General features: G+C 51.5%; 17 protein-coding genes. 5 read left to right on the top strand and 12 right to left on the bottom strand.

What is annotated here, in order from left to right; genetic code table 11:
* Nucleotides 1-35 precede the first annotated feature (35 nt).
* A complete protein-coding gene (locus Q5741_RS07845; protein WP_305023522.1) occupies nucleotides 36-554 on the top strand; it encodes a YcxB family protein in 519 nt (172 codons plus the stop codon).
* A 72-nt stretch (nucleotides 555-626) separates the two neighbouring features.
* On the opposite strand, the gene Q5741_RS07840 is transcribed toward Q5741_RS07845, so the two are convergent.
* The 7 genes from Q5741_RS07840 to Q5741_RS07810 form a co-directional block, all read right to left on the bottom strand.
* Nucleotides 627-4,451: an S-layer homology domain-containing protein gene (locus tag Q5741_RS07840; RefSeq protein WP_305023521.1), complete on the bottom strand. Its 3,825-nt coding sequence runs from the start codon at nucleotides 4,449-4,451 to the stop codon at nucleotides 627-629.
* A gap of 187 nt (nucleotides 4,452-4,638) precedes the next feature.
* Nucleotides 4,639-5,394: a phosphate ABC transporter ATP-binding protein PstB gene (gene pstB / locus Q5741_RS07835; RefSeq protein ID WP_305023520.1), complete on the bottom strand. Its 756-nt coding sequence runs from the start codon at nucleotides 5,392-5,394 to the stop codon at nucleotides 4,639-4,641.
* A gap of 26 nt (nucleotides 5,395-5,420) precedes the next feature.
* Nucleotides 5,421-6,317 (bottom strand): phosphate ABC transporter permease PstA, encoded by an 897-nt coding sequence (gene pstA / locus Q5741_RS07830; RefSeq protein WP_305023519.1) that lies wholly within the window; start codon nucleotides 6,315-6,317, stop codon nucleotides 5,421-5,423.
* Nucleotides 6,314-7,267 carry a phosphate ABC transporter permease subunit PstC gene (gene pstC / locus Q5741_RS07825; protein ID WP_305023815.1) on the bottom strand — a complete coding sequence of 318 codons (954 nt, stop codon included), beginning with the start codon at nucleotides 7,265-7,267 and terminating at the stop codon, nucleotides 6,314-6,316. Before pstC ends, pstA begins: the two co-directional genes overlap by 4 nt.
* A gap of 117 nt (nucleotides 7,268-7,384) precedes the next feature.
* The gene (locus tag Q5741_RS07820; protein WP_305023518.1) at nucleotides 7,385-8,239 is read right to left on the bottom strand and encodes a phosphate ABC transporter substrate-binding protein; all 855 of its coding nucleotides are present in this window, start codon (nucleotides 8,237-8,239) and stop codon (nucleotides 7,385-7,387) included.
* 77 nt (nucleotides 8,240-8,316) lie between these two features.
* Entirely contained in the window at nucleotides 8,317-9,735 is a 1,419-nt protein-coding gene (locus Q5741_RS07815; RefSeq protein ID WP_305023517.1) for a stalk domain-containing protein, read from the bottom strand.
* Between the two features lie 349 nt (nucleotides 9,736-10,084).
* Nucleotides 10,085-11,119 (bottom strand): asparaginase, encoded by a 1,035-nt coding sequence (locus Q5741_RS07810; RefSeq protein WP_305023516.1) that lies wholly within the window; start codon nucleotides 11,117-11,119, stop codon nucleotides 10,085-10,087.
* A 322-nt stretch (nucleotides 11,120-11,441) separates the two neighbouring features.
* On the opposite strand from Q5741_RS07810, the gene Q5741_RS07805 reads away from it, so the two are divergent.
* The 3 genes from Q5741_RS07805 (at nucleotide 11,442) to Q5741_RS07795 (ending at nucleotide 13,548) form a co-directional block, all read left to right on the top strand.
* Entirely contained in the window at nucleotides 11,442-11,714 is a 273-nt protein-coding gene (locus Q5741_RS07805) for an AAA family ATPase (protein WP_305023515.1), read from the top strand.
* Between the two features lie 5 nt (nucleotides 11,715-11,719).
* Nucleotides 11,720-12,478: a vWA domain-containing protein gene (locus Q5741_RS07800; RefSeq protein ID WP_305023514.1), complete on the top strand. Its 759-nt coding sequence runs from the start codon at nucleotides 11,720-11,722 to the stop codon at nucleotides 12,476-12,478.
* 140 nt (nucleotides 12,479-12,618) lie between these two features.
* Nucleotides 12,619-13,548: a hypothetical protein gene (locus Q5741_RS07795; RefSeq protein WP_305023513.1), complete on the top strand. Its 930-nt coding sequence runs from the start codon at nucleotides 12,619-12,621 to the stop codon at nucleotides 13,546-13,548.
* 131 nt (nucleotides 13,549-13,679) lie between these two features.
* On the opposite strand, the gene Q5741_RS07790 is transcribed toward Q5741_RS07795, so the two are convergent.
* From Q5741_RS07790 to Q5741_RS07775, 4 genes are all read right to left on the bottom strand, one after another.
* The gene (locus tag Q5741_RS07790) at nucleotides 13,680-15,038 is read right to left on the bottom strand and encodes a sodium-dependent transporter (protein WP_305023512.1); all 1,359 of its coding nucleotides are present in this window, start codon (nucleotides 15,036-15,038) and stop codon (nucleotides 13,680-13,682) included.
* Nucleotides 15,039-15,364: 326 nt separating this feature from the next.
* Nucleotides 15,365-16,462, bottom strand: a complete 1,098-nt coding sequence (rlmN, locus tag Q5741_RS07785) for a 23S rRNA (adenine(2503)-C(2))-methyltransferase RlmN (RefSeq protein WP_305023511.1) — start codon at nucleotides 16,460-16,462, stop codon at nucleotides 15,365-15,367.
* 148 nt (nucleotides 16,463-16,610) lie between these two features.
* Nucleotides 16,611-17,147: a hypothetical protein gene (locus Q5741_RS07780; protein WP_305023510.1), complete on the bottom strand. Its 537-nt coding sequence runs from the start codon at nucleotides 17,145-17,147 to the stop codon at nucleotides 16,611-16,613.
* Between the two features lie 65 nt (nucleotides 17,148-17,212).
* Complete coding sequence (locus Q5741_RS07775) at nucleotides 17,213-18,136, bottom strand: AEC family transporter (RefSeq protein WP_305023509.1); 924 nt, start codon at nucleotides 18,134-18,136, stop codon at nucleotides 17,213-17,215.
* Nucleotides 18,137-18,337: 201 nt separating this feature from the next.
* Between Q5741_RS07775 and Q5741_RS07770 the strand changes: the two genes are divergently transcribed.
* Complete coding sequence (locus Q5741_RS07770; RefSeq protein ID WP_305023508.1) at nucleotides 18,338-19,567, top strand: NAD(P)/FAD-dependent oxidoreductase; 1,230 nt, start codon at nucleotides 18,338-18,340, stop codon at nucleotides 19,565-19,567.
* 121 nt (nucleotides 19,568-19,688) lie between these two features.
* Here Q5741_RS07770 and Q5741_RS07765 read toward each other — a convergent pair whose 3' ends face one another.
* Nucleotides 19,689-21,107: a hypothetical protein gene (locus Q5741_RS07765; RefSeq protein ID WP_305023507.1), complete on the bottom strand. Its 1,419-nt coding sequence runs from the start codon at nucleotides 21,105-21,107 to the stop codon at nucleotides 19,689-19,691.
* Nucleotides 21,108-21,161: the final 54 nt, after the last annotated feature.

Raw genomic sequence — 21,161 nt, 5'->3', positions numbered from 1 at the left:
AATTCGTAGATATATGCAGATAAAGGAGACCCTGTATGAACGAAATCACGCTGGATACACAGCTTCGGGCTGAGGATGTTCAGGAGTATAATCTCTCTTACAGCCTGAAGAGCGTTTATATTCTGACTGGCATCGGTTTTGTTGTTTATTTTATTCTTATGTTCGTCATCAGCAATATCAAGGGACGTGTGAATCTGCCGGTCATTCTGGCGGTTGATATTGCTATCAGTGCCGCTCTGCTGTTCTACTCGCGCAGCAGCATCTCGCGTAAATCCAAGAAAGCATTCGCCAGTGATCCGCTGATTCAGCTGCCGAGCAAATACCGGATCCGTGATGAAGGACTCGATTACGAGAATGAGTCCGGCAGCGGTCACGTGGACTGGGAACAAATCTACAAAGCCGGCGAGACCCGCAATCTGCTGCTGGTATTCATCTCCTCCAACCGTACGCTTATCCTGCCTAAGCGCTCATTCCAGTCGGATGGCGATATCACCGCGTACCGGAAGCTGATGAAACAGCACCTCGAACCAGGCAAGGTCAGATTCAAGGGGTGATCCGCCGGTTCTTATCACAATAAGCCAGAACACTCCCGTCTGGGCTGCACTGGCTTATTGTCATTTCAATTATTATTTACTGTATCTCAGCGCATTCGTAATCAAGGCTACTGCTTCAGCCCGGGTAGCTGTTGCGTTAGGGTCAAACCGATTACCACCCTTGCCGCCAATCAGCCCCTCCTTCACGAGCACTGCTACATAAGGCACAGCCCATGCCGGGATTTGCTTGGCATCTTTGAAAGCGACAGCCGCCTTCTTGTCCGCCTGAATCCCAAGAGCCCTTGCAATCATTACCGCCAGCTCGGCACGGGTAATTGCTCCTGCAGGTCGAACCGTCCCATCCTCGTAGCCGCTAAGAATTCCTGACGCCGCAGCCTGCAGCAGGGCATCCTTCGACCAAGCCGGAATCTGTCCTGCGTCCTTGTAGGCTGCAGCCGGAGTACCTCCCGACAGCTTAAATGCGCGTGCCAGCATCGTAATGAATTCCGCACGGTTTACAGTCTGGTTAGGCCGGAAACTGCCATCATTATACCCTTTGACATAACCTGCAGATACGGCCTGGACGATGGCACTCTCTGCCCAGTGATTCGCTATATCCTTCGGAGCAGGCACTTCTCCTGTCTGTGATCCACCCGGTACGGATGGCCCGGATGGTACGACAGGCACAGCAGGAGCTGATGGAGCAGCCGTTCCCGGGGCGGGGGTCACAGGTGCCGGAACCGGAACTGGAGCCGGCACGGGTGTTGGAACCGGTGTTGGTGTCGTTCCGCCGCTATTCCCCCCTCCGTTGTTGCCTCCTCCAGATACATTCCTCTTGTCAATGCCGAATCGGTCAATAATGAACGGCTGTTTTTCATTTTTATTCTGATCAATCTCGTAGGTGACCGCACTCAGACGCATGCCATCAATGTTGATGTTTACAAAGTTCTGCACCTGACCGCGTTTGGGACGTGTGGTGTTCCCTTCATCAGATCCGTAAGGAGCTGCATGGTTCTCTTCGGCCCGTTCGAACAAGCTGTAGTAGGCATCGCCCAGCGCCGGCTTCTGATTCTTGTAATAGACCTTTGCTCCTGCCGTAGCCGGAATCAGATAGATCGTCCCATCCGGCTTCACGCTGTATTCGATCTTCTCCCCTTTGAAGGACTCTGTAATTTGAACAGGCGCAGACACTGTACCGTCACTGCGGACCGGCTTGGTCCGGGCATAGATATGATCGTGTCCCTGAAGCACCAGATCAATGCCCAGCTGAGCCATGATCGGCGCAATCTTTTTCCGTACCCCGTTCTCGCCAATGATGTCCGAATCGGTTGCATGATTGGACGTCGTATAAGGGCCTTTATGAATATTCACAATGATCCACTGGCTGCCTGCTGCACGTGCTTCCTGTACATCCTTCTTCAGCCATTCTACCTGGGCCGGACTGAAGTTGGCATACTCTGCCGAATTCTCATTGGAATTTAATACAACAAAGTGGACATTGCTGTAGTTGTATGAATAGTAACCACCTGTTTCGGTTGCAGATCCCTCAGGTGTCGGCAGATTAAAATGATCAATAAAGGCGTAATTCTCATCTTCGTGATTTCCTGCGGATGGAACGATCGTCGTATGCAGCAGACTGTCTTCAGAGTGCCCGAACAGCCAATCCCACTGTTCTTCATTGACACCGTCATCCACAATATCTCCGTTATGCATGGTGAAGGCGGCATCCGGAACCGTCTTCAGCGCCTTGGCCAACGTCTCGGAGGACAGCTTGGCTTCTTCTTCCGTCTTTGCCTGCGTATCGGCCAGATCAATGAAGCTGAAAGATCCTGAAGCAGGTGCGGTACGGAAGGTCCCCGTCTTGCTCCAGCTGTTAAGCTTCTGGTCCCCTACGCGGAAATAATACGTAGTGTCAGCCTTAAGGCTTGATGCTTGAGCTTTATGCACCACTTCTTCCGGTGAGTTGACGGATGCCGCAGTTGTTCCTCTAAAAGACTTAGCTTGAGTAAAGTCAGGTTCAGTCCCCTTTTTCTCCACAATCTGTACATCACTATCCTTCGAGGCCAATGGTGTATACCAGGTGAAAGCTTTGCTTGTCACTGGATCACCATTAAAGGTAACCGTCACCTTGCTGATATCTGCCGATTGATCTCCACCGGCAAGAACAGGGGCCGATTGATAACGGCCGCTTACCGCCTTGATGACGAATTCATAAGAAGTATTGGCCTCCGGCGCATTCACCTCAAGCGTGTATACCGATTTGTCCGTTTCATGTGGAACGGTCACACTCCAATTGAGCCCGGCCCGGTCCTCTTTCTCGTATACACGATAGGCCGTTACCCCAGTGCTGTCCTTCGGAGCATGCCAGGTCAGCTGGATTTTCCCTTCCGTCTGTCTGCTTGCTTTCGCCTGCTGAACAGGCTGAATTTCTTTGACAGATTTACGAATGCTGTATTGATCAAGCAGTTCATCATTTTTACCCTCAACCGTTGTATAGGTCTGGTAGCTGATTTGCTCCCCATTCATTGTAATTCCTGTGTACATGGGTACATTCGGCTGTTCAACTTTAGCGGCATAATCAAATGGGCCCGGCTTCGGCTTGTACATTTTGAAACCCGCCGCATTGGTCAGCAGGTACAGGGTCCCCTTCGGATCCAATACCTGACCGCTGAAATCCGGTATGATATCCGTAAGCGGCTTGTGATCATACATCTGATAACTCCGTGTATACGTATGGTCATGACCGCCCAGCACCATGTCAATTCCTAACTCGTCAAAGACTTGGGTCAGCTTGTCGCGGAAATACAGCACATCCGTATCACTTTGGTGACTGGCTACAGAGTAGGGGGATTTATGCAGGACGACGATGTTCCATTTTTTATCACTCTTTGCTACCTGGCTGCGCAGCCATTGTACCTGTTTGTTGTAAATATCTGCGACTTCCGCATTGCTGCTGCCCCCGTAATACTCGGTGTTAAGTATCATAATGCGAGCTTGTCCGTAGTCCAGTGCATAGACTGATCCGTCCGGCTTGGCGCCCGTTCCTGATACGTTCGGCAGGTTGAAGTGAGTGGTGAAGTTATCATAGTTTTTGGATTCATGATTACCTACCACGGGAACTAGAGGATATTGCATCAGAATATCCTTTGGCTCATTAAAGAACCAGGACCACTGCTGCTCCAGATCCCCGTTGTCCACCAGATCACCTGAATTCAGAATAAATTGGCTCTCTGGGAACTGGCTCAGTCCCTGTTTTAACACCCGGTTCCAGATCTTGAAGTCATCCTGGCTGGTTCCCTGTGAATCTGTTGTATATAAAAATGTAAAATCCTTGTTATCCGCATCTTCTGTGGTAAAGGTTCCTGTCTCACTCCAATGTTCCGGTGCACCGTCCCCGGCGCGATAGGCGTATCGCACTCCCGGCTGAAGCTGATCCGCAACGACCTTATGGCTCACAAAGCGGGTCCTCACACCAGCGCTTTTGTCCGTCTTGTTCATGTACACACTGGTTGTGACACTGGTTCCTGTATACGTCTTGACCCCCTCTGTCGGGAAGAGATCCCCGTTCATTCTGGAGGCTTCTACCACTTCCAGTCTGGTACCCTCAATCCCTTCCGGTGTATACCAGGCAAAGCCCCTGGTTGTCTGCGGGTCGCCGTGAAAGGTCATGGCAATGGATGCAGGGACTCCGGCTCCCATTCCATCCATGGCCTTCAGCAGTGCGCTTTCTCCATTAGCTGGAGCTGGTTCTTCCCCGTAGACCGCCTCCGGTGCAGTCACCACGGTCTGGCTGTCGACAGCATTCTCTCTCTGCAGCTCTCCATCTGCAGCCGCGAACACCGAACCGGTGCCGAACAGACCGAAGATGATCATAAATGTCAGCAGCAGAGACATCCCTCTCACTTGCTTCTTCTTCATGATTTACTCCTTTAAGTATGTAATTCCGGACGGAGCATTGCCCAAGCCGGTTACTGTTATGCTAACAGCCGTTTGTTAAGCCGTTGTTCATCAGAGAAAGGGAAAATGTAAAAAGACCGGGCCCCATCCAAAATGATTCATTGGACGCAGGGCTCCGGTCTTAATCATCAGCAGCTGCAGCACGAGATCAGCCAAACCTTCCTTGTACATAATCTTGAGTACGTGAATCCTGAGGCTCAGAGAACATGTACCTGGTGTCGGCTGCTTCCACAATTTCACCGTTCAGGAAAAAGACCGTCCTGTCCGATACACGGGCCGCCTGCTGCATATTGTGTGTCACCATGACAATCGTATAGCGGTTCTTCAGCTCCTGAACCAGCTCTTCAATCTTGGCTGTGGACTTTGGGTCCAGGGAAGCAGTCGCTTCATCCATCAGCAGAATCTGCGGGTCGACAGCCAGAGAACGGGCAATACAGAGACGCTGCTGCTGACCGCCCGACAGGCTGAATGCCGAGCGCTTCAGCACGTCCTTGACTTCATCCCACAGTGCGGCTGAGCGGAGACTGCGCTCCACGATTTCATCCAGCTTGGCTTTACTGCGGATGCCATGCAGACGGGGACCATAAGCCACGTTGTCATAGATGGATTTCGGCAGCGGATTCGGGGACTGGAAGACCATGCCTACCTTCTGGCGCAGTGTCTCAATATGAATGTCCGGACTATAGATGTCCGTACCGCCAATCGCTACTCTGCCTTCAATGCGCGTCCCCGGAATCCGGTCATTCATCCGGTTCAGGGAACGCAGCAGCGTGGACTTGCCGCAGCCGGACGGACCGATAAAGGCCGTAATAGCCTTGTCCTGAATCTGCAGGGTAATATCTTTGAGTGCGTGCAGGGTACGGTAGTGCAGGTTCAGCTTTTGAATATCAATGAAAGCTTGCATGGTTCATTCCTCCAGGTCGGATAGGTTCATCTTGCACGTCTGCGGCTCAGCCAGAGCGGGACACGGAACAGAATATTGATTAACAGCACAACCAGGATCAGAACAGCCGAAGATTTCTCAGCGATTTCCTGGGCATCCGGTACAATGGCTTCTGACTGCACATACCACAGGTGTACAGCCAGCGTAGCTCCCGGGGAGAGCAGGCTGAAATCCCACATCTCGCCCGACGTGGAGACACCGGCAGTCAGAATAATGACTGCACTCTCGCCAAAGGCACGCCCTGCCACAAGGCAAATCCCCGTTACAATACCATTCATGGCCGCCGGCAGGATCACACGCATCATGGACTGCATCGCAGTAGCTCCCAAGGAAGCTGAGGCACTCTTCGTCTCCTCGGGAACCGCACGTACCGCCTCTTCTGTAATCCGGGTCATTACAGGGAGATTCAGGAAGGCCAAACTGATGGCCCCGCCGATAATGGTCAAGCCGATCTCAAACATCTCAACGAATAATGCGATACCGAATAGGCCAAAGATCAGGGATGGCACGGATGCCAGACCTTCGATGCAGATGCGGATCACGGAAATCAGCTTGTTATCTGGTGCAAACTCTGCCAGGTAAATGCCTGCCGCCATCCCGATTGGAACCGAGATAACAAGGGACAGGATCAGCATATAGAAAGAGTTGAACAGCATCGGACCTATGCCGCCCCCGGCATCCATCTCACTTGGCAGTCCGTAGAGGAAGCCCCAGTTCAGATGGGGAAGTCCCTTGTGAAGAATAAGATACAGCAGCCCACAGATAGTCAGCACAGTAAACAGGCCTACACCGTACACCAGCCCGGTGAACAAGTGGTTCTGAATACGTGCTGACCTTCTGCCGGACCGGAGGGAGGGGGTCACACTGGATGAGGTTCGGCTCATTGTACAGGTCTCCTTTGCAGCAGTCGGATGGCTACGATCATGATGATAGCAATGATCAGCAGCAGGAAGCCCATCATATAGAGGGCATAGTTCCACGTGGAATCAAAAGGCACATTGGCAATCTGCATGACAATGTTGCTCGTCAGGACCGAAGTGGGTTTGAACAGGCTGTCTGCCAGCTGAGGTGTATTCCCGATCACCATAACTACCGCCATCGTCTCACCGATCGCCCGGGCCATGCCGAGAATAACAGCGTACATGATGCCTCTTCCGGCTGCGGGGACGACGGTCTTCACGATGGTCTGAAATCGGCTGGCTCCCAGCGCATAAGAAGCATCACGAAATTTCTGCGGCACGGCCGTAAGTGCATCGTCACTGACCCGGCTGATGGTCGGCAGCACCATGATCGTGAGCACCAGAGAAGCAGCCAGCAGCCCGTCAGTCAGACCATTGCCGGTGATATCACGCAGAAAAGGAATGAGCACGGTTAAACCGAGATAGCCATATACGACGGATGGAATGCCGACCAGGAGGTCATAGATCGGGCGCAGCGCCGTCCGCAGCCATACTGGAGCCATCTCTGCCAGGAAAATGGCAACAATGACGGACAAAGGAACCGAAATCAGGAGCGTCAGCCCCGTCAGGGCGAAGGTGCCGGCAATAAAAACCAGGGCACCATAATGATCATTCTCGGGTTCCCACAGCGTAGTTGTGAAAAACTCAGTCACGGATACATCACGGAACACCAGAATACCGGTACGGAACATAAAGACCAGAATTAACAGCAAAAGCAGGGATACAAAAATAGCGCAGGCGATGCAGGCCAGGCGGAACAAGCGGTTAAACAGGCCCAGCCGGGCTTTGCGGCTCAAGCGTCCGCCGCGCCCCAGCTCCAGGCTGGCATGCGGCTCCTGACGGGGATACGTCTGCGGTGCTGCCGGTGTATTCATCATAGGGAAAGTTGCCCTCCTCTGGATTAGACAATCAAGCTGAAGAAAGGCCGGCTTGACGCGCTATAGCGTCTCAGCCGGCCGCTTCATGAACTTGGTTTACGGAATTACGCGTACTTATTTCATTGCCGAGATCGGGATGAATTTCAGCTTGCGCAGGGAGCCGTTCTGGAACTTTTTGCTTTGCACGTAGTCAATAAACGCTTTGGTTGCACCTGTTGGAGCACCTTTTGTCATGTAGTAGCCATAGCTCCATACTTTGTAAGAACCGTTGATCACGTTAGCTTCGGAAGGAGCTACATTGTTGACCTTAACTGCGGTCATTTTGTCTGTCACATAAGCCAGGTCAATATAACCGATTGCATTTGGTGTCGTTTCAACTGCTGTTTTCATATCGCCGCTGGATTTCACTTCTTTGTAGTTGCTGCCTTTGCTCATGAAGTCTTTGCCTTCCAGAGCTTTCAATTGGAAGTTAACGCGTGTTCCGGAACCAAAGGAGCGGTTCACAACGATAATGTCAGCGTCTTTACCGCCTACACTTTTCCAGTTAGTTACTTTACCGGAGAAGATGTCCTGCAGCTGTTTTGTGCTCAGGTTGTCCACACCTGTGGACTTGTTAACTACAGCAGCGAAAGGAATAACCGCTACCTTATTCGCTACCTGTCCATCAAACTTGGCAAAACCCGGTACGTTCGTGGAAGCGTCCCAGTCACATGCACCGATATCGGCAATGCCTTTACGCACTGCTTGCGGGCCTGTAACGGAGCCGGCTGCGGAAGCAGAGATCCGTACACGCGGGTTGGCTTTCTTGAATTCGTTAGCAGCTTGCAGTGTCAACGGGAGCAGGGCTGAAGATCCATTGATTACGATCCGGCCGCTGAGGCTGGCCGCCTGAGTTGTTGCAGAAGGAACCACCGCAGTAATCAAAGTTGCGGCGAGAACGCCTGCCATTAATTTTTTGTACCATTTCATTGTAAAAATCCCCTCTCATCTTATAAATGAATTAAATTGAAATTGCTAAGCCTCTCTTGGAGATGCTGAATGCCTATTTATTCGCCTGTACGCGTCAGACTTTTCCACTGCCCACCTGCATACACCTGCACCACACCGTTGTTAACCGCAGCTATATTATTAGAACTTCCAACAGTCACTTCGCTCAGGCTGTCTGCGCCAGCACCAAGCAGCCTTTTACTTCCGGAAGCGAGATCCAGCTCCTGTACCTGCGTCTGACCGGCAGCTCCCGCCGTCAGCAGAACCATTTTACCCTGGCTCAATACGGCTTCCAGCACATCCTGATCAGCATATACATCGGCAGATTTGCCATCTGCGCCTACCGCAACAAGCTTGGCCGGCTTATCATCCTGTACGCTGACATAGTAGACAGATTTGCCGTCTGGGCTAAGAGTTACATACACCTTGTCATCCTTGCCTGTCGTCAACGCCTGTGGTTTTGCATCTTTCACGGAAGCATCGAACATAAAGATCTGCGGCTCGGTTCCATCCAGGTTAATGCTTACATCATCCTGATCTACCGGTTTGCTGCTATCCGCGGTGACCGTTCCAGTCTTTACTACAGTGTAGGCAAACTTTTTGCCGTCAGCAGATACGCTCAGGTTTTCCTTGTAGTCCACTTTGTCATCAAGCACTTTGGTGACCTTGCCGTCTGCCGTGCTAATCTGTCCGATTACACTGCCCTTGTCTCCCTGCAGGAAGTAAATGGACTTACCGTCTGCAGACCATTGCAGCTCGTTCTTGATCGAAGTATCCGCACTGATTAACGACCGCAATCCGCTCGGCAGACTAATCTGATATACTTTGCCGTCCGCTTCAGCGTAAACGGCCTTGTCTCCGCCAGGAGCTACAACCAGTTCAGAAGCATCCGAGGTTACGAGCAGAAGCTCATGATATCCGGTATCCGGGTCAACGAGGTAATCAGCTCGTCCCGAATCCGTCGTTACCGAAGCCAGCAATCGGCTGCCTGCGACCCAGCTGATCTGATCTACTTCACCAATAGGGGCGAAGGTGATAATGCTCAGCTGCCCGGTTGTATTTTTGGCAACCAGACCTCCAATTGCCTGGATAAACGAGGTAAGCTCTACATAATGACTCCCGTTGATCTTCTGCACTGCGCTTGGCAGGCTGACACTGGTGCCGTCAACCGTCATGGCCGCCGACCCGCTGTGAAGGGCTACACGATGCTCGGCTGTATCGATGCTCACGGTTCCATCGGATTTAGAGGAGAGATCCGCTCCGAGCGCACTGCCCAGACTTTGAAGAGAAATAAATGTTTTATTGTTTATTAATACTGTGTTAACTGAATTTTCAATTCCGTTGATTACATATTTGACGGTCTGGATCTGAACGTTGCTCTTGGTTGTCTGGGGAACAGCTGCATTGGCCGCACCTGCCGCTGCCAGCGTAAGCGCGGAGACCAGCGCAGGGATAAGCAGTACTTTTTTATTCCACATCGATATGCCAACCTTTCATATTTAAGATCTATAGAGCTTAAGCCAGGCCTGATTTGTCTGTGGCCCAGACTTTGTGAATGATCCCTCCCATGTTCAGACAAAGGTGATAGGCCAGCCCTTCACATCATTGATTTTTGCAAAGCGCTTATCTAAGGTTCTGAAGTGAGTATACGGGTGATTCATCAATTGGACGTCATCGCTATATTTACGGATTGTAAAATATTTGCTGGCTTCGCACTTGCGAACTCCTTATTATACGAAGCTAAGAATTTTGTCGCACGAGGAAAAGGACAACAAAAAACCGGTCTTCTCCAGGAGGAGAACACCGGTCATAGTCAGGCATATAACTTTAGGAATGTTGGGAAGATGGCTGGTTAACCGGCTGTACGGCCGGCAGGCTCACTTCATTGACATAATTGGTAGCCATGATTTGTTTGACTTCCTCCGGACTGGAGGTTTGACCAAGCGCCCACATCATTTTGGTGACAAGGGCTTCCGTCGTCATATCATATCCCGGAATGACCCCCTTCTCCAATACCTTCTGTCCAACTTCATAGATCGTCAGATCGCCGCCTTCATAAGGACACTGCGTAGTTACTGCAATGCTCATGCCTTCACGCATCAGCTGTTCAATCTTGTCGATCAGACTGCGCTCTTTGAATGGTACTCCGCCCAGCCCGAAGCCTTCAATAACAATTCCTTTGTATCCCAGCGACTGGATGGCATCAAAGATCCCCGGATTGGTTCCCGGAATCAGACGCAGCAGGAACACTTCTGCACAATAGCGGTCATCATATACATGCCCTTCGGGATGCGCGGCCTTCAGGCTGCGGTCATATTGAACGTTTCCATCCTCCACCAATCCGATATACGGATAGTTAATGCTCTCAAAGGCGTTGTAGCTCCGCGTTCTAATCTTGGACGAGCGTGGACCGTTAATAATTTTGCCGTTAAATACAACAAACACACCCGGCACTTCGCCGCAGGCGGTCAGGAAAGAGTCGATCACATTCTTCTTGGAATCACTATTCTCTGCCAATATGGACACTTGTGAACCGGTCAAGACTACAGGCTTATTCAGCGTTCCCAGCATGAAGCTCAATGCCGAAGCGGTATAGGCCATCGTATCTGTGCCGTGAGCAATCACAATCCCGTCATAATGCGGGAGATCGCGGTTCACCATACGGGCGATAACGGCCCAGTCTTCCGGCTGGGTATTCGTGCTGTCCATGCTCATCAGATCACAGGCATCAATCTCGCAGATTTCAAGCAGCTCCGGGATTTCGGTCAGAATGCTCTCTGCATTCTGGGTGGGAGTCAATCCGTGCTCCTGATAGGAAGACGAAATGGTACCTCCTGTATTTATAAATAGAATTTTCTTCATTCTTATGCTCTTCCCTTCAGGTATGAACAATAACAAAAGCTCATTATCGAGTATAACACTGTCCGGCCAGGTTCGGTATGACCATCTGCAGGAAAAAGCAAACCAGGCAGCTCTCCTCTCACCGAAGAATGCTGTCCCGGGAAGCGCTGTGCTTCAGCCGACAGATTGGGGTTCCTCGCCGATGAATGCATGGGACCGGATTTCTCATATCAATTCATGTTTTCCAATGAGCGTTCTCTCGGATATGTTATAATAACAGGCAATATTTCCAGGAACTTCACTGCCTCCAAGAGGTAATGATGACCTGCAAGAAAGGAATTCAATGAATTTAACTTATAGTGTTACGCAAAAGCAATTGTTAGATCTGCTGCTGAATGTTGCCGTGGTACGCCCTGTATTTGTCTGGGGCGCACCTGGCATCGGCAAGTCTTCCCTTATCCAGCAGTTTGCAGAACGGGTCGGACTTCCGTGTGTTTCTCTGCTGGGCAGTCAGCTGGCGCCCGAGGATCTTGTCGGTGTACCGCAGATTATAGACGGCAAAAGCCGTTTTTGCCCTCCCTCCATGATCGCCAAGCGGTATACGACCGGATCGTGACGGATATGAGAGCTTATCGCAAACTGGCTACTTTTCGGGGCGTAGGCCTTGGAGATATCCTGCCTCCCCAGCAGCCGGATTGGTGGGAAAGGCAGGATGGAGTTTCGCTTGACGAGTTTTACCGAAATGCCATCAGCCAGGGATTGACCTATCATCAGGAACAAAACAGAGGATTTCTTCCTGCCGGCCTAGTTGAGGAAATTCGTGCACTCAGCCAGCCGCCCATTCCTTGGGATGTAGAGCTCGCGAAATGGTTTGATCACTATTTCTCGCCTCTGGAGAAAATCCGTTCTTATGCAAGAGCCAGCCGCCGTCAGAGCTCCACACCGGATATCCCCCGTCCCCGCTGGGTATCCCATGAAGGTGCAGAAGAAGGCCGCACGTTTGCTGTCGTGCTTGATACCTCCGGCTCTATGGACAGTAAACTGCTTGGTATGGCTCTAGGCGCAATTGCCAGCTACAGTCTATCCAGAGACGTCCCCCTTGTCCGTGTGGTCTTCTGTGACGCAATCATGTATGACCAGGGGTACATGTCTCCGGAAGTGATAGCTGACCGGATTACCGTTAAGGGACGCGGCGGCACGATCCTCCAGCCTGCGATCGATTTACTGGAACAGGCCGAAGACTTCCCGCGTAATGGACCTCTGCTGATCATCACCGACGGATACTGTGACCGGTTAAAAGTTCATCGGGAGCATGCTTATATTTTGCCGAAGGGAAATCATCTTCCGTTTGTACCTAGAGGACCTGTGTTTCGGATATAATACAAAGCCCCGGCATTCCCTGCCGGGGTTTGTATCTCTTTGGGGGATACTGTATTAAAGTTTAATTTTCATCTATCAGGGTAAAGGATTCGAATATAAGGCTATGTTTTTACAGACGACGACACAGGAGGACTTTTGATATGAACAGAACCTTCCGCTCCATTACACTCACTGCCGCACTTGCGGCTTCATTAGCAATGGCCGGCTGCAGCTCGGACTCCGATCAGACTCAGACTAATAAACCTGCAGATTCGCCGGGGTCTGCTTCGCAAAGTGACAACGCATCAGGCGGCGGCCCCCCTTCAGGCAGCCCAGCTGGTGATACAGAGACAGGGTCTGCGGACAACGGAACAGGTTCTCCGGGCAGCGGCACAACAAGTTCTGACACGGCGGGCAGCGGCAGTACAGATGCTTCGGGAGGGTCCTCCTCCGGCGGCGGCCTGGACGCCTCATTTCAGGTCATTCAACAAGTGAAGGAACAGCTGAAGATGAACCATCCGATTCTGCCGTATTCATTTGCACTGGATCATGACCAGCAGACAGCAGCCCGCATCATGCAAAACAGCACCGATGCCTATCAGGTAATGTTCTACTCCAGCAGCAAAGCGCTGCCGGTGAATGATCCCTCACTTGAACAGGAGGGCCTGCCGGTCACCGCATCCTTCGCGGCCAAGACGTATGCCAATTCAGCATCGACAGCCAAAGCTTTTCCCGATATTACGCTGAATAAAAGCCAGGATCTTGATCTGGGTCATGGTATTAAGGGTTACACCGAAGGTGCAGCAGGTCATGCCTACCTCAATTGGCAGGAGGGACGCTGGCTGCTGCAAATTGAATCGTTAAGTCAGGATCAAATGGATCAGCAGGGGATCGCCAAGAAAATGGTTGACTACCTGGAAACTCACCGTCTGCCTGTTCCCAAAGATAAAGGCATCATTCAGGTGTCCTATCCTCAGGGCGCCAAGAATGTTCAGGTATTGATCTCCTGGCAGGAAGGCAGCACAGTCTATCAGCTGAATACCTCGAAAGTACCGCTGGATGCACTGGAGATGGCTGTATCAACCAAATAAGTTTGTGAAACTGTAAAAAAGCCTCCGGCCAAGCTGCTAGCTTGAGTCGGAGGCTTTCGTGGATGCAGCCCTGCATTTAACGCATAAGAGACAGCCTTCCGGCTGTCTCTTATGCAGATCTCTATTTTAAATTAGCCAAACTTGATTACTCCGGATGTATGCAGCAGCACCAGCACGACCAAAATCGGAGCCACATAACGCAGTGCGAACAGCCAGATGCGGAACCAGACTGACTTCAGTCCTGCAGCTTCAGCTGCATTTTTCCAATAGTAGCCGGCGAAAATGGTCGTAATCAGGCCGCCCAGCGGGAGCAAAATGTTCGAAGCGATGAAGTCCATCCAGTCGAAGAAGCCTCTGCTGCCCATCGATGTTAGGCCTGGAACCAAGCCGAAGGACAAAGCTGCTGGAATGCCCAGCAGGAAGCACAATACCGAAGTGATAACCACCGCTTTGGTACGTCCCATGTTCCAGCGCTCCATTACAAATTTAACAGGCACTTCGAGCAGCGAGACCATGGATGTGAGTGCAGCTATGGCGAGCAGAATGAAGAACAGGCCGCCGAAGAAGGAGCCGAAAGGCATTGCCGAGAATGCTGCCGGAAGTGCAATGAATACCAGCTTCGGGCCTTGGCCGGGACTGATGCCGAACGAGAAAATCGTCGGGAAAATGATCAGGCCAGCAATCAGGGCGTAGATCAAATCGCCTGCCCCAATTGCCAATGTAGCGGTGCCCAGCGATTGACGTTTGTCTACATATGCACCGTATGTGATCAAAATGCCCATTCCCAATGACAGGGAGAAGAAGGCATGTCCAAGCGCTACAAGGGCAGATTCGGTCGTCAGCTTGGAGAAATCGGGATTCAGGAAGAAGGAAACCCCTTCCCCGGCACCCGGGAGCGTAACAGCACGGATCATGAGAATGATCAAAAGAATGATCAGGCCTGGAATCAGAACCTTGTTAAATTTCTCGATACCGCCGCTAACCCCTTTGATAACGACCCAGCCTGTTACTGCGAGTGCAACAAACTGCCATAGAATGGGCAGATAACCTTCACCGGTAAAAGTACTGAATGTCCCGCCGAAATCATTGTTTTCATAAAGCGTACCGCTGAAGGACAGCACTGCATAATGCAGCGTCCAACCGGCAATGATGGCGTAGAAGGACAGGATCATGAACGGAGCCAGTACCTGAAGCAGACCCAGCTTACCGAAAATTTTGGGTCCTCCGACCTTCGTAAAGGAAGAAGAGGCATTCCCCCGCCCCGCACGGCCAATGGCCAGCTCTGCCAGCAGAACCGGAAGCCCGATTGCAATCAGGCAGATAATGAACAGCAGGAAAAATGCGGCCCCGCCATACTCTCCCGTAATGTAAGGAAACTTCCACATATTACCCAATCCGACCGAGCTGCCGATCGCAGCCAGGATAAAGCCTGACCTCGAAAATCTGTCCGCTTTGGTCGATGAACCATTACTCTCTTGTTGTCGACTCATGTTAGCCCCCCAAAACCATGTAAACTTTTCTTAGTATTATATTTCAAGATTGCTGGCAGGTCATTAATATTTTTTTTGGAGGAACAGCTGTGAAGCGTCAAAGCCCTTAAGCATCAGGCTTCAGCCTGGCCCACATCTCATTCACCTATAGCTCCATCCGGCCTTAGATAGTGTTAACATATTGCATAAAAGCATCCCTCTATTCGAACCTGGTTATGTCCAGTCCCTTTGGACAAGCATCAGCGCCGGTCCCACCAATTGTGACTGGAGAGATAAAAAAGGGACACACCTTATACAGTGTGTCCCTTTCCGAGTACTTCGGGCCTTTAGCCGGCTGTGATCTTATTCTGTTCAGCATTCTTTTCTGCCGATTGACGGATCTGCTTGCTCCGCAGCTGTCCGCAGGCTGCGTCAATGTCCGTGCCATGCTCCATACGTACACTGCAGTTAATACCATTCTTCTTGAGCGTATCATAGAATCCGAGGATGGACTCCTGGGCGCTACGCTGGTACTGGCTGTGTTCATCTACCGGATTATATGGAATCAGATTAACACTGGCCAGCTGCTTCTTCTCCCTCAGCAGGTCAGCCAGTTCCTGGGCCTGCTCCCGCTGGTCATTAACATCCCTCAGCAAAATGTATTCAAACATAATGCGGCGGTTTGTCTTCTCCAGATAATAATCCACAGCTTCCATCAGCTGTTCAATCGGATAAGCCCGGTTGATCTTCATAATGCGGGTACGCAGATCATTGTTAGGCGCATGCAGTGATACCGCCAGATGAACGCGCAGGTTGAGATCCGCGAATTCTTTGATCTTATCAGGGAGACCGCTGGTGGATACCGTAATTCGTGTCACACCGATCGCCAATCCCTTGTGATCTTTGATCACATTGATAAAGTCGATCAGGTTCTCGAAGTTATCGAACGGTTCGCCGATCCCCATCACTACGACATGAGTTACCTTCTCTCCTTGTCCTGCTGCGTCCAGATAAAACTGAACCTTCATAATCTGCTCGACAATCTCGCCGCTGCTGAGATCCCGGCTTTTCTTGATCAGTCCGCTGGCACAGAAGCTGCAGCCGATGTTGCAGCCCACCTGTGTCGTTACACATACGGAGAGCCCGTATTTCTGACGCATGAGTACAGTCTCGATCAGATTACCGTCCTGAAGACGCAGCAGAAATTTCACCGTTCCGTCCGAAGCTTCCTGCTTCACATGCTCTTCCAGTGTACGCAGCTCGAAATGCTCCTCCAGCAGAGCCAGGCAATCCCGGTTAAGCTCGGTCATCTCGGCAAATCCGGTCACCCGCTCCCGGTACAGGTAGTTCCAGATCCGGCCGGCACGTGACTTCTTATGCCCCCGCTCTTCGAGCCAGGCGATCAGCTGGTCCAGGGTGAGGCCATATATGGATGATTTATTCATGAACGTTCCTCTTTTCAACTTGCTTAAGTTCGGTGTATATCAACAACAACGTCAGCTTAACCTATGACTGCATCTGGGCAGTCCAGCCTATATTGTCCCAAATTTAATAGTTGAAAACAAGAGATCTTCCCTGATTTGCAGGCTAAAATTATTTCCACGCCTTGGCCTCGCCCTTCACCTCAAGACTCGTGAACAGCGGTGTAAGCTTTGCGGCGGGCGGAAAGCTGTTCAGCGGGGATGCACCCCTATTGAGCCTTGTCGGCAGCTGCCGCAGGTCCGCCCCCTCTAGGGTAATTCGCATGACCTCCAATAGGTCGGGGTTTCCCCAGGAAACTCTGTAGTCGAGAGTGGAAATCGTATCATCCAGCCGGATAATAGCTTCCGTATGCTGCAGAACCTGCCAATATGCCTCTGCACGGGAAGGATCCCCTGACTGAAAATGAGGCTGAAACGAGATCAGAACCCTCCTGCTCTCATTTTCCTCAGGGATATACTCGATTAGTCGCAAGCCAGGAAATTTACTTTCCGTCTCCGAAGTGATCTGCTGCTGTGTGTGCTGCTCGGGAGTCATCTCTGCCGGACCCGGGGTCTGCGGAGAACGCACAAGTACTGGATAATAAATGTTGATCAGAATCAGAACAATCAATAATACAGCTGTGCTCAGAAGCCTTTTACGCCACGACATCTTGGTTCACCTCTGCTTCGCATAATCACTCTAATAAAAGTAACAACGCAAATCATACAGAAAGGTTAGCGTACCCATACAATAAACAGCGGCAAAATAATAAAGGAAGACAGCGTCGTCCACAAAATACAGCGGGATATCAAAGCAGGAGCCGCATTGAAGCGATCCGCCAGGGCCACAGCATTGACCGCAACAGGCATGGCGGCCAGAATGAACAGCACTGAAAACAACGTACCCGAAATACCAAGCAGTACCAGCGTGATTGCGGATACCAGTGGTCCCAGCACCATACGGACAGCCAGTCCGCCCCAAAAGACTTTCCCTCGAATTCGCTCTGTTCCCGGCATTCCCACCTTCACCATCTGTGCCCCCAGGATGGTAAGAACAACCGGGGAATAGGCGGCGGCTATGGTCGCAATTCCCTGATTCACCTCATACGGGAGATGCAAATCCGCAGCACGAAGGCCGATGGCCAGCAGAGAAGCATAGATAGCCGGCAGTGCCAGCACGGACTTCACCGCATTTCGCCCCGAGAACTGGGAGCGTGCCGCAAAATAAACACCGGCCGTATTGGCAATGACCATTTGGGAAACAACAAATACAGAAGCTGTATCAAGTCCGGCTTGCCCAAAAGCCAGTAATATCAGCGGCAGGCCATAGTTGGCGCTGTTGGTCAGTGTCGAGAGCAGCGTCATGCCGGACGTCTCCGCCGGGCCTAGTCTCAACAGACGGGACACAAGCTGAGCCAGCAGCCACAGCAGCACCAGATTAAGCAGAGCAAAAGCCAGAGTGCGATAGATGTCGGCTGTCGATATTTTAGCGTTGATTAGCGTTGTGAAGAGGATCGCCGGGCTTAACACATACAGATACAGGGTCAACAGCGGTTTCGTATCCAGGCCTCGATAGCGTCCGAGCAGAGCTCCGGCAATAACCGGAATACATAGCGGAACGATGACATGGTACAGGGTGGCCAGAATGGATTGAATCATAGGGAGGACTCCTTCACTTTACTTTTTTATAACTATATCCTCCCGCTTATTTCCCCGTCCAAGACGCAGTTCCAATGCCATCTATAGATTATAACTATCAATGATTTTCCTCTTATAGGATATAGGCCGAGTTATTTTTGAACTGTTTTTATTTTTTCGAAAAAGGGTAAAGATTAGCATTAAACCAGAGGAGGGGTTAGCATGGATTTGCATCATGGACAGCTGTACTGGAGAACGACGGAACCACCTCATCTTGATGTGAAGCCTGTGCCCGTTCGTGATTATTATGATGTTGTGATCGTTGGGGGCGGCATGTCCGGTTCGCTGTGTGCTTACACTTTAATTCAAGAAGGGCTGCAAATAGCGGTTATAGATAGCGGAGAGATGGGCGGCGGAAGTACATCAGCTAACACGGGACTTCTGCAGTTTAGCAATGATATCATGCTTCATGAATTAATTGAGCAGATTGGCGAAGAGAACGCTGTGCGATTCTACCGCTTATGCCTGGAAGCTCTGGATCAGCTCGAAGAGGCCGCCGAGACAATCGAAGATACCGGGGCAGGTTCCAGCCATTTTATACGCCGGAGCAGTCTTTGTTATGCCAGTACGGAGGCAGATAAGGCCAAGCTGATCAAAGAATATGAAGCCTTGACCCGCCATGGCTTCCCCGTGGAGTATTGGGACGAGGACAAGTTGGAAGCAGAGTTCCCGTTCTCCAAACCAGCCGCCCTGATCACACACCGGGATGCCGAAGTCAATCCGCTGCGCTTCAACCATGGTGTGATGCGTTATCTGCTGGATCATGGTGCAGATCTTTTCGACCATACAGAAGCAAAGCAGATCGAGGATACAGCTGACGGCATTGAGGTCCATACGAATCGGGGTGTATTTCGTGCAGGACACGTTATTGTCACGACAGGCTATTCTTCACCGCCGCTGTTGGGTAATGCGGGGCTGGACCTGAACCGCTCCTACGTCATCGTAACCGAACCTATCGAGGACCTGTCTTCCTGGAAGGAGAACATGATGATCTGGGAAACCAAACGCCCTTACCTCTACCTTCGGACCACTGTGGATCAGCGGATTGTAGCCGGGGGACTTGATGAGGACCAGCCGGAGACCCCTCATAGTGAGACCCTGATCAACAGCCGGGCAGAACGGATTCGCGATGAAGTCCAGAGGCTGTTCCCCGCGCTTCCTATCCGCATTGCATACAGATGGGCAGCAGTCTTCGGAGAATCGGTAGATAATCTGCCCTTTATCGGGCGCCATCCATACCGGCAAAAGCTCTACTACCTGCTTGGTTACGGAGGCAACGGAACGGTATACAGCATGCTGGGTTCTCATATCCTTAAAGACCTCATATCTGGACGTCCCAACAGGGATGCCGAAATTGTCAGGCTGGACCGGGAATCCATGATGCAGACTTAGAAATAGAAGTTAACCTACGACAAAGGGAACCGCTGACGGTTCCCTTTGTTATTTTACAATTCGATTTAACGGCTGTTGAGAATGTTCCACGTGAAGCAATGCCTTCCTTCCAAATACAAACTTAGATCAGAAAAAAAGCCGCCAGGGTAGTCACCGTCAGCCCAATAAGCACCGGCTTCAGGTTCCGCCGAGCCAGCTCAAACGGGCTGACGCCACAAATTGCAGCAGCTGGGATCAGCGCCCACGGAACCAGCGTGCCGCCACCTACCCAAATGGCAGCTACCTGACCGAGCGCCGTCAACGTCGCAACACTTGCGTGGGTAGCAGCACCAAACAGCTGCGCGATGGAGCCGGCCAATGATATACCAGAGAAGCCGGAACCATCCAGGCCTGTGATCGCGCCGGTTACGGTAGAGGTTACAGCACCAACCGCCCCGTTCAGCGGCACGTTCATGGCCAGGGCAGCTCCCAGATCATTCACAATCCCGTGCGAACCTTCCGGCAGTACCTTCCCGAAGAGATCCGTAAAGGCCGAATCACCCAGATAAAAGAATGCGGCAATCGGAATAACCGGTCCAAAAATCTTGAACCCAAATACAAAGCCGTCAATGAGATAAGAAGTTACTTTCTCCAGTCCCTGCTCCGGGTGAGACATCAGCGTCACCACGATCAAAATCAGTACGGCTGTGCCGCCTACCAGTGCGGTTGCATCCCCGCCCTGAAGCTTCAGCAGCAGCATGGCAGCCACGTCTGCCAGGAAGAGCAGCGGAATTAGTACTGCAAGCCAGCGGCGTGCCCGTTGACTTAATACCGACGAAGACTGGCCTGCGGATGAAGCCTTATCCTCCCATGCGTTCGATCCTTCGGCCATCGGCATAAGACCATCTCGCCATGTGCCCCGCCGCTGATCCCTCCGCATCATCCAGAAGGCCGTGACCGTGGTCACTACCCCCATGATGATCACGAGCGGCACGCTGGCCTCCATCACTTGACTCACCGGAATGCCCGCGGCATCCGCAGTTAATTTGGGTGCGCCCTGAATGATGTAGTCACCCGACAAGGCAATGCCGTGACCGAACAGGTTCATGGCCATAGCTGCCCCGAGAGCCGGCAGTCCGACACGGACGGCCACCGGCAGCAGCACGGCACCAATCAGGGCTACTGCTGGTGAGGGCCAGAAGAACCAGGAGGCTACCATCATCAGCAGGCCGATGCCCCAGAAGGCCATCCCTGGGGAACGCAAATAACGGGCGATCGGCGAGACCATCGTCTCGTTGATGCCCGTATAGATCAGCACCCGGCTCATGGCCACAATGATGGAAATAATCATAATGGTGCCCATCAGCTCTTTGGCTGCATAAATAAAAGAATTAAAAATTCCGGATATCGAACCGCTCAGCGTGCCTGTAGCCAGAATGCCCAGCAAGGCTATGCCTGCCACACAAATCATGGTTGTGTCGCGGCGCTTGATCATAAAGCCGATAATGAGTGCAATAAATGCCAGATATACATAATGAATAGCTGTCAGATGAATAAGCATGCCCAATACCCCCACTGCAAAGTTGTGCTATATGCTATGCGGGGGAATGGGCTT

This window comes from Paenibacillus lacisoli (assembly GCF_030580655.1).
In the GTDB taxonomy this organism is placed as follows: domain Bacteria; phylum Bacillota; class Bacilli; order Paenibacillales; family Paenibacillaceae; genus Paenibacillus; species Paenibacillus lacisoli.
Note: the sequence above shows the minus strand (reverse complement) of the source record. Positions and strands in the feature narration are given on the sequence as shown.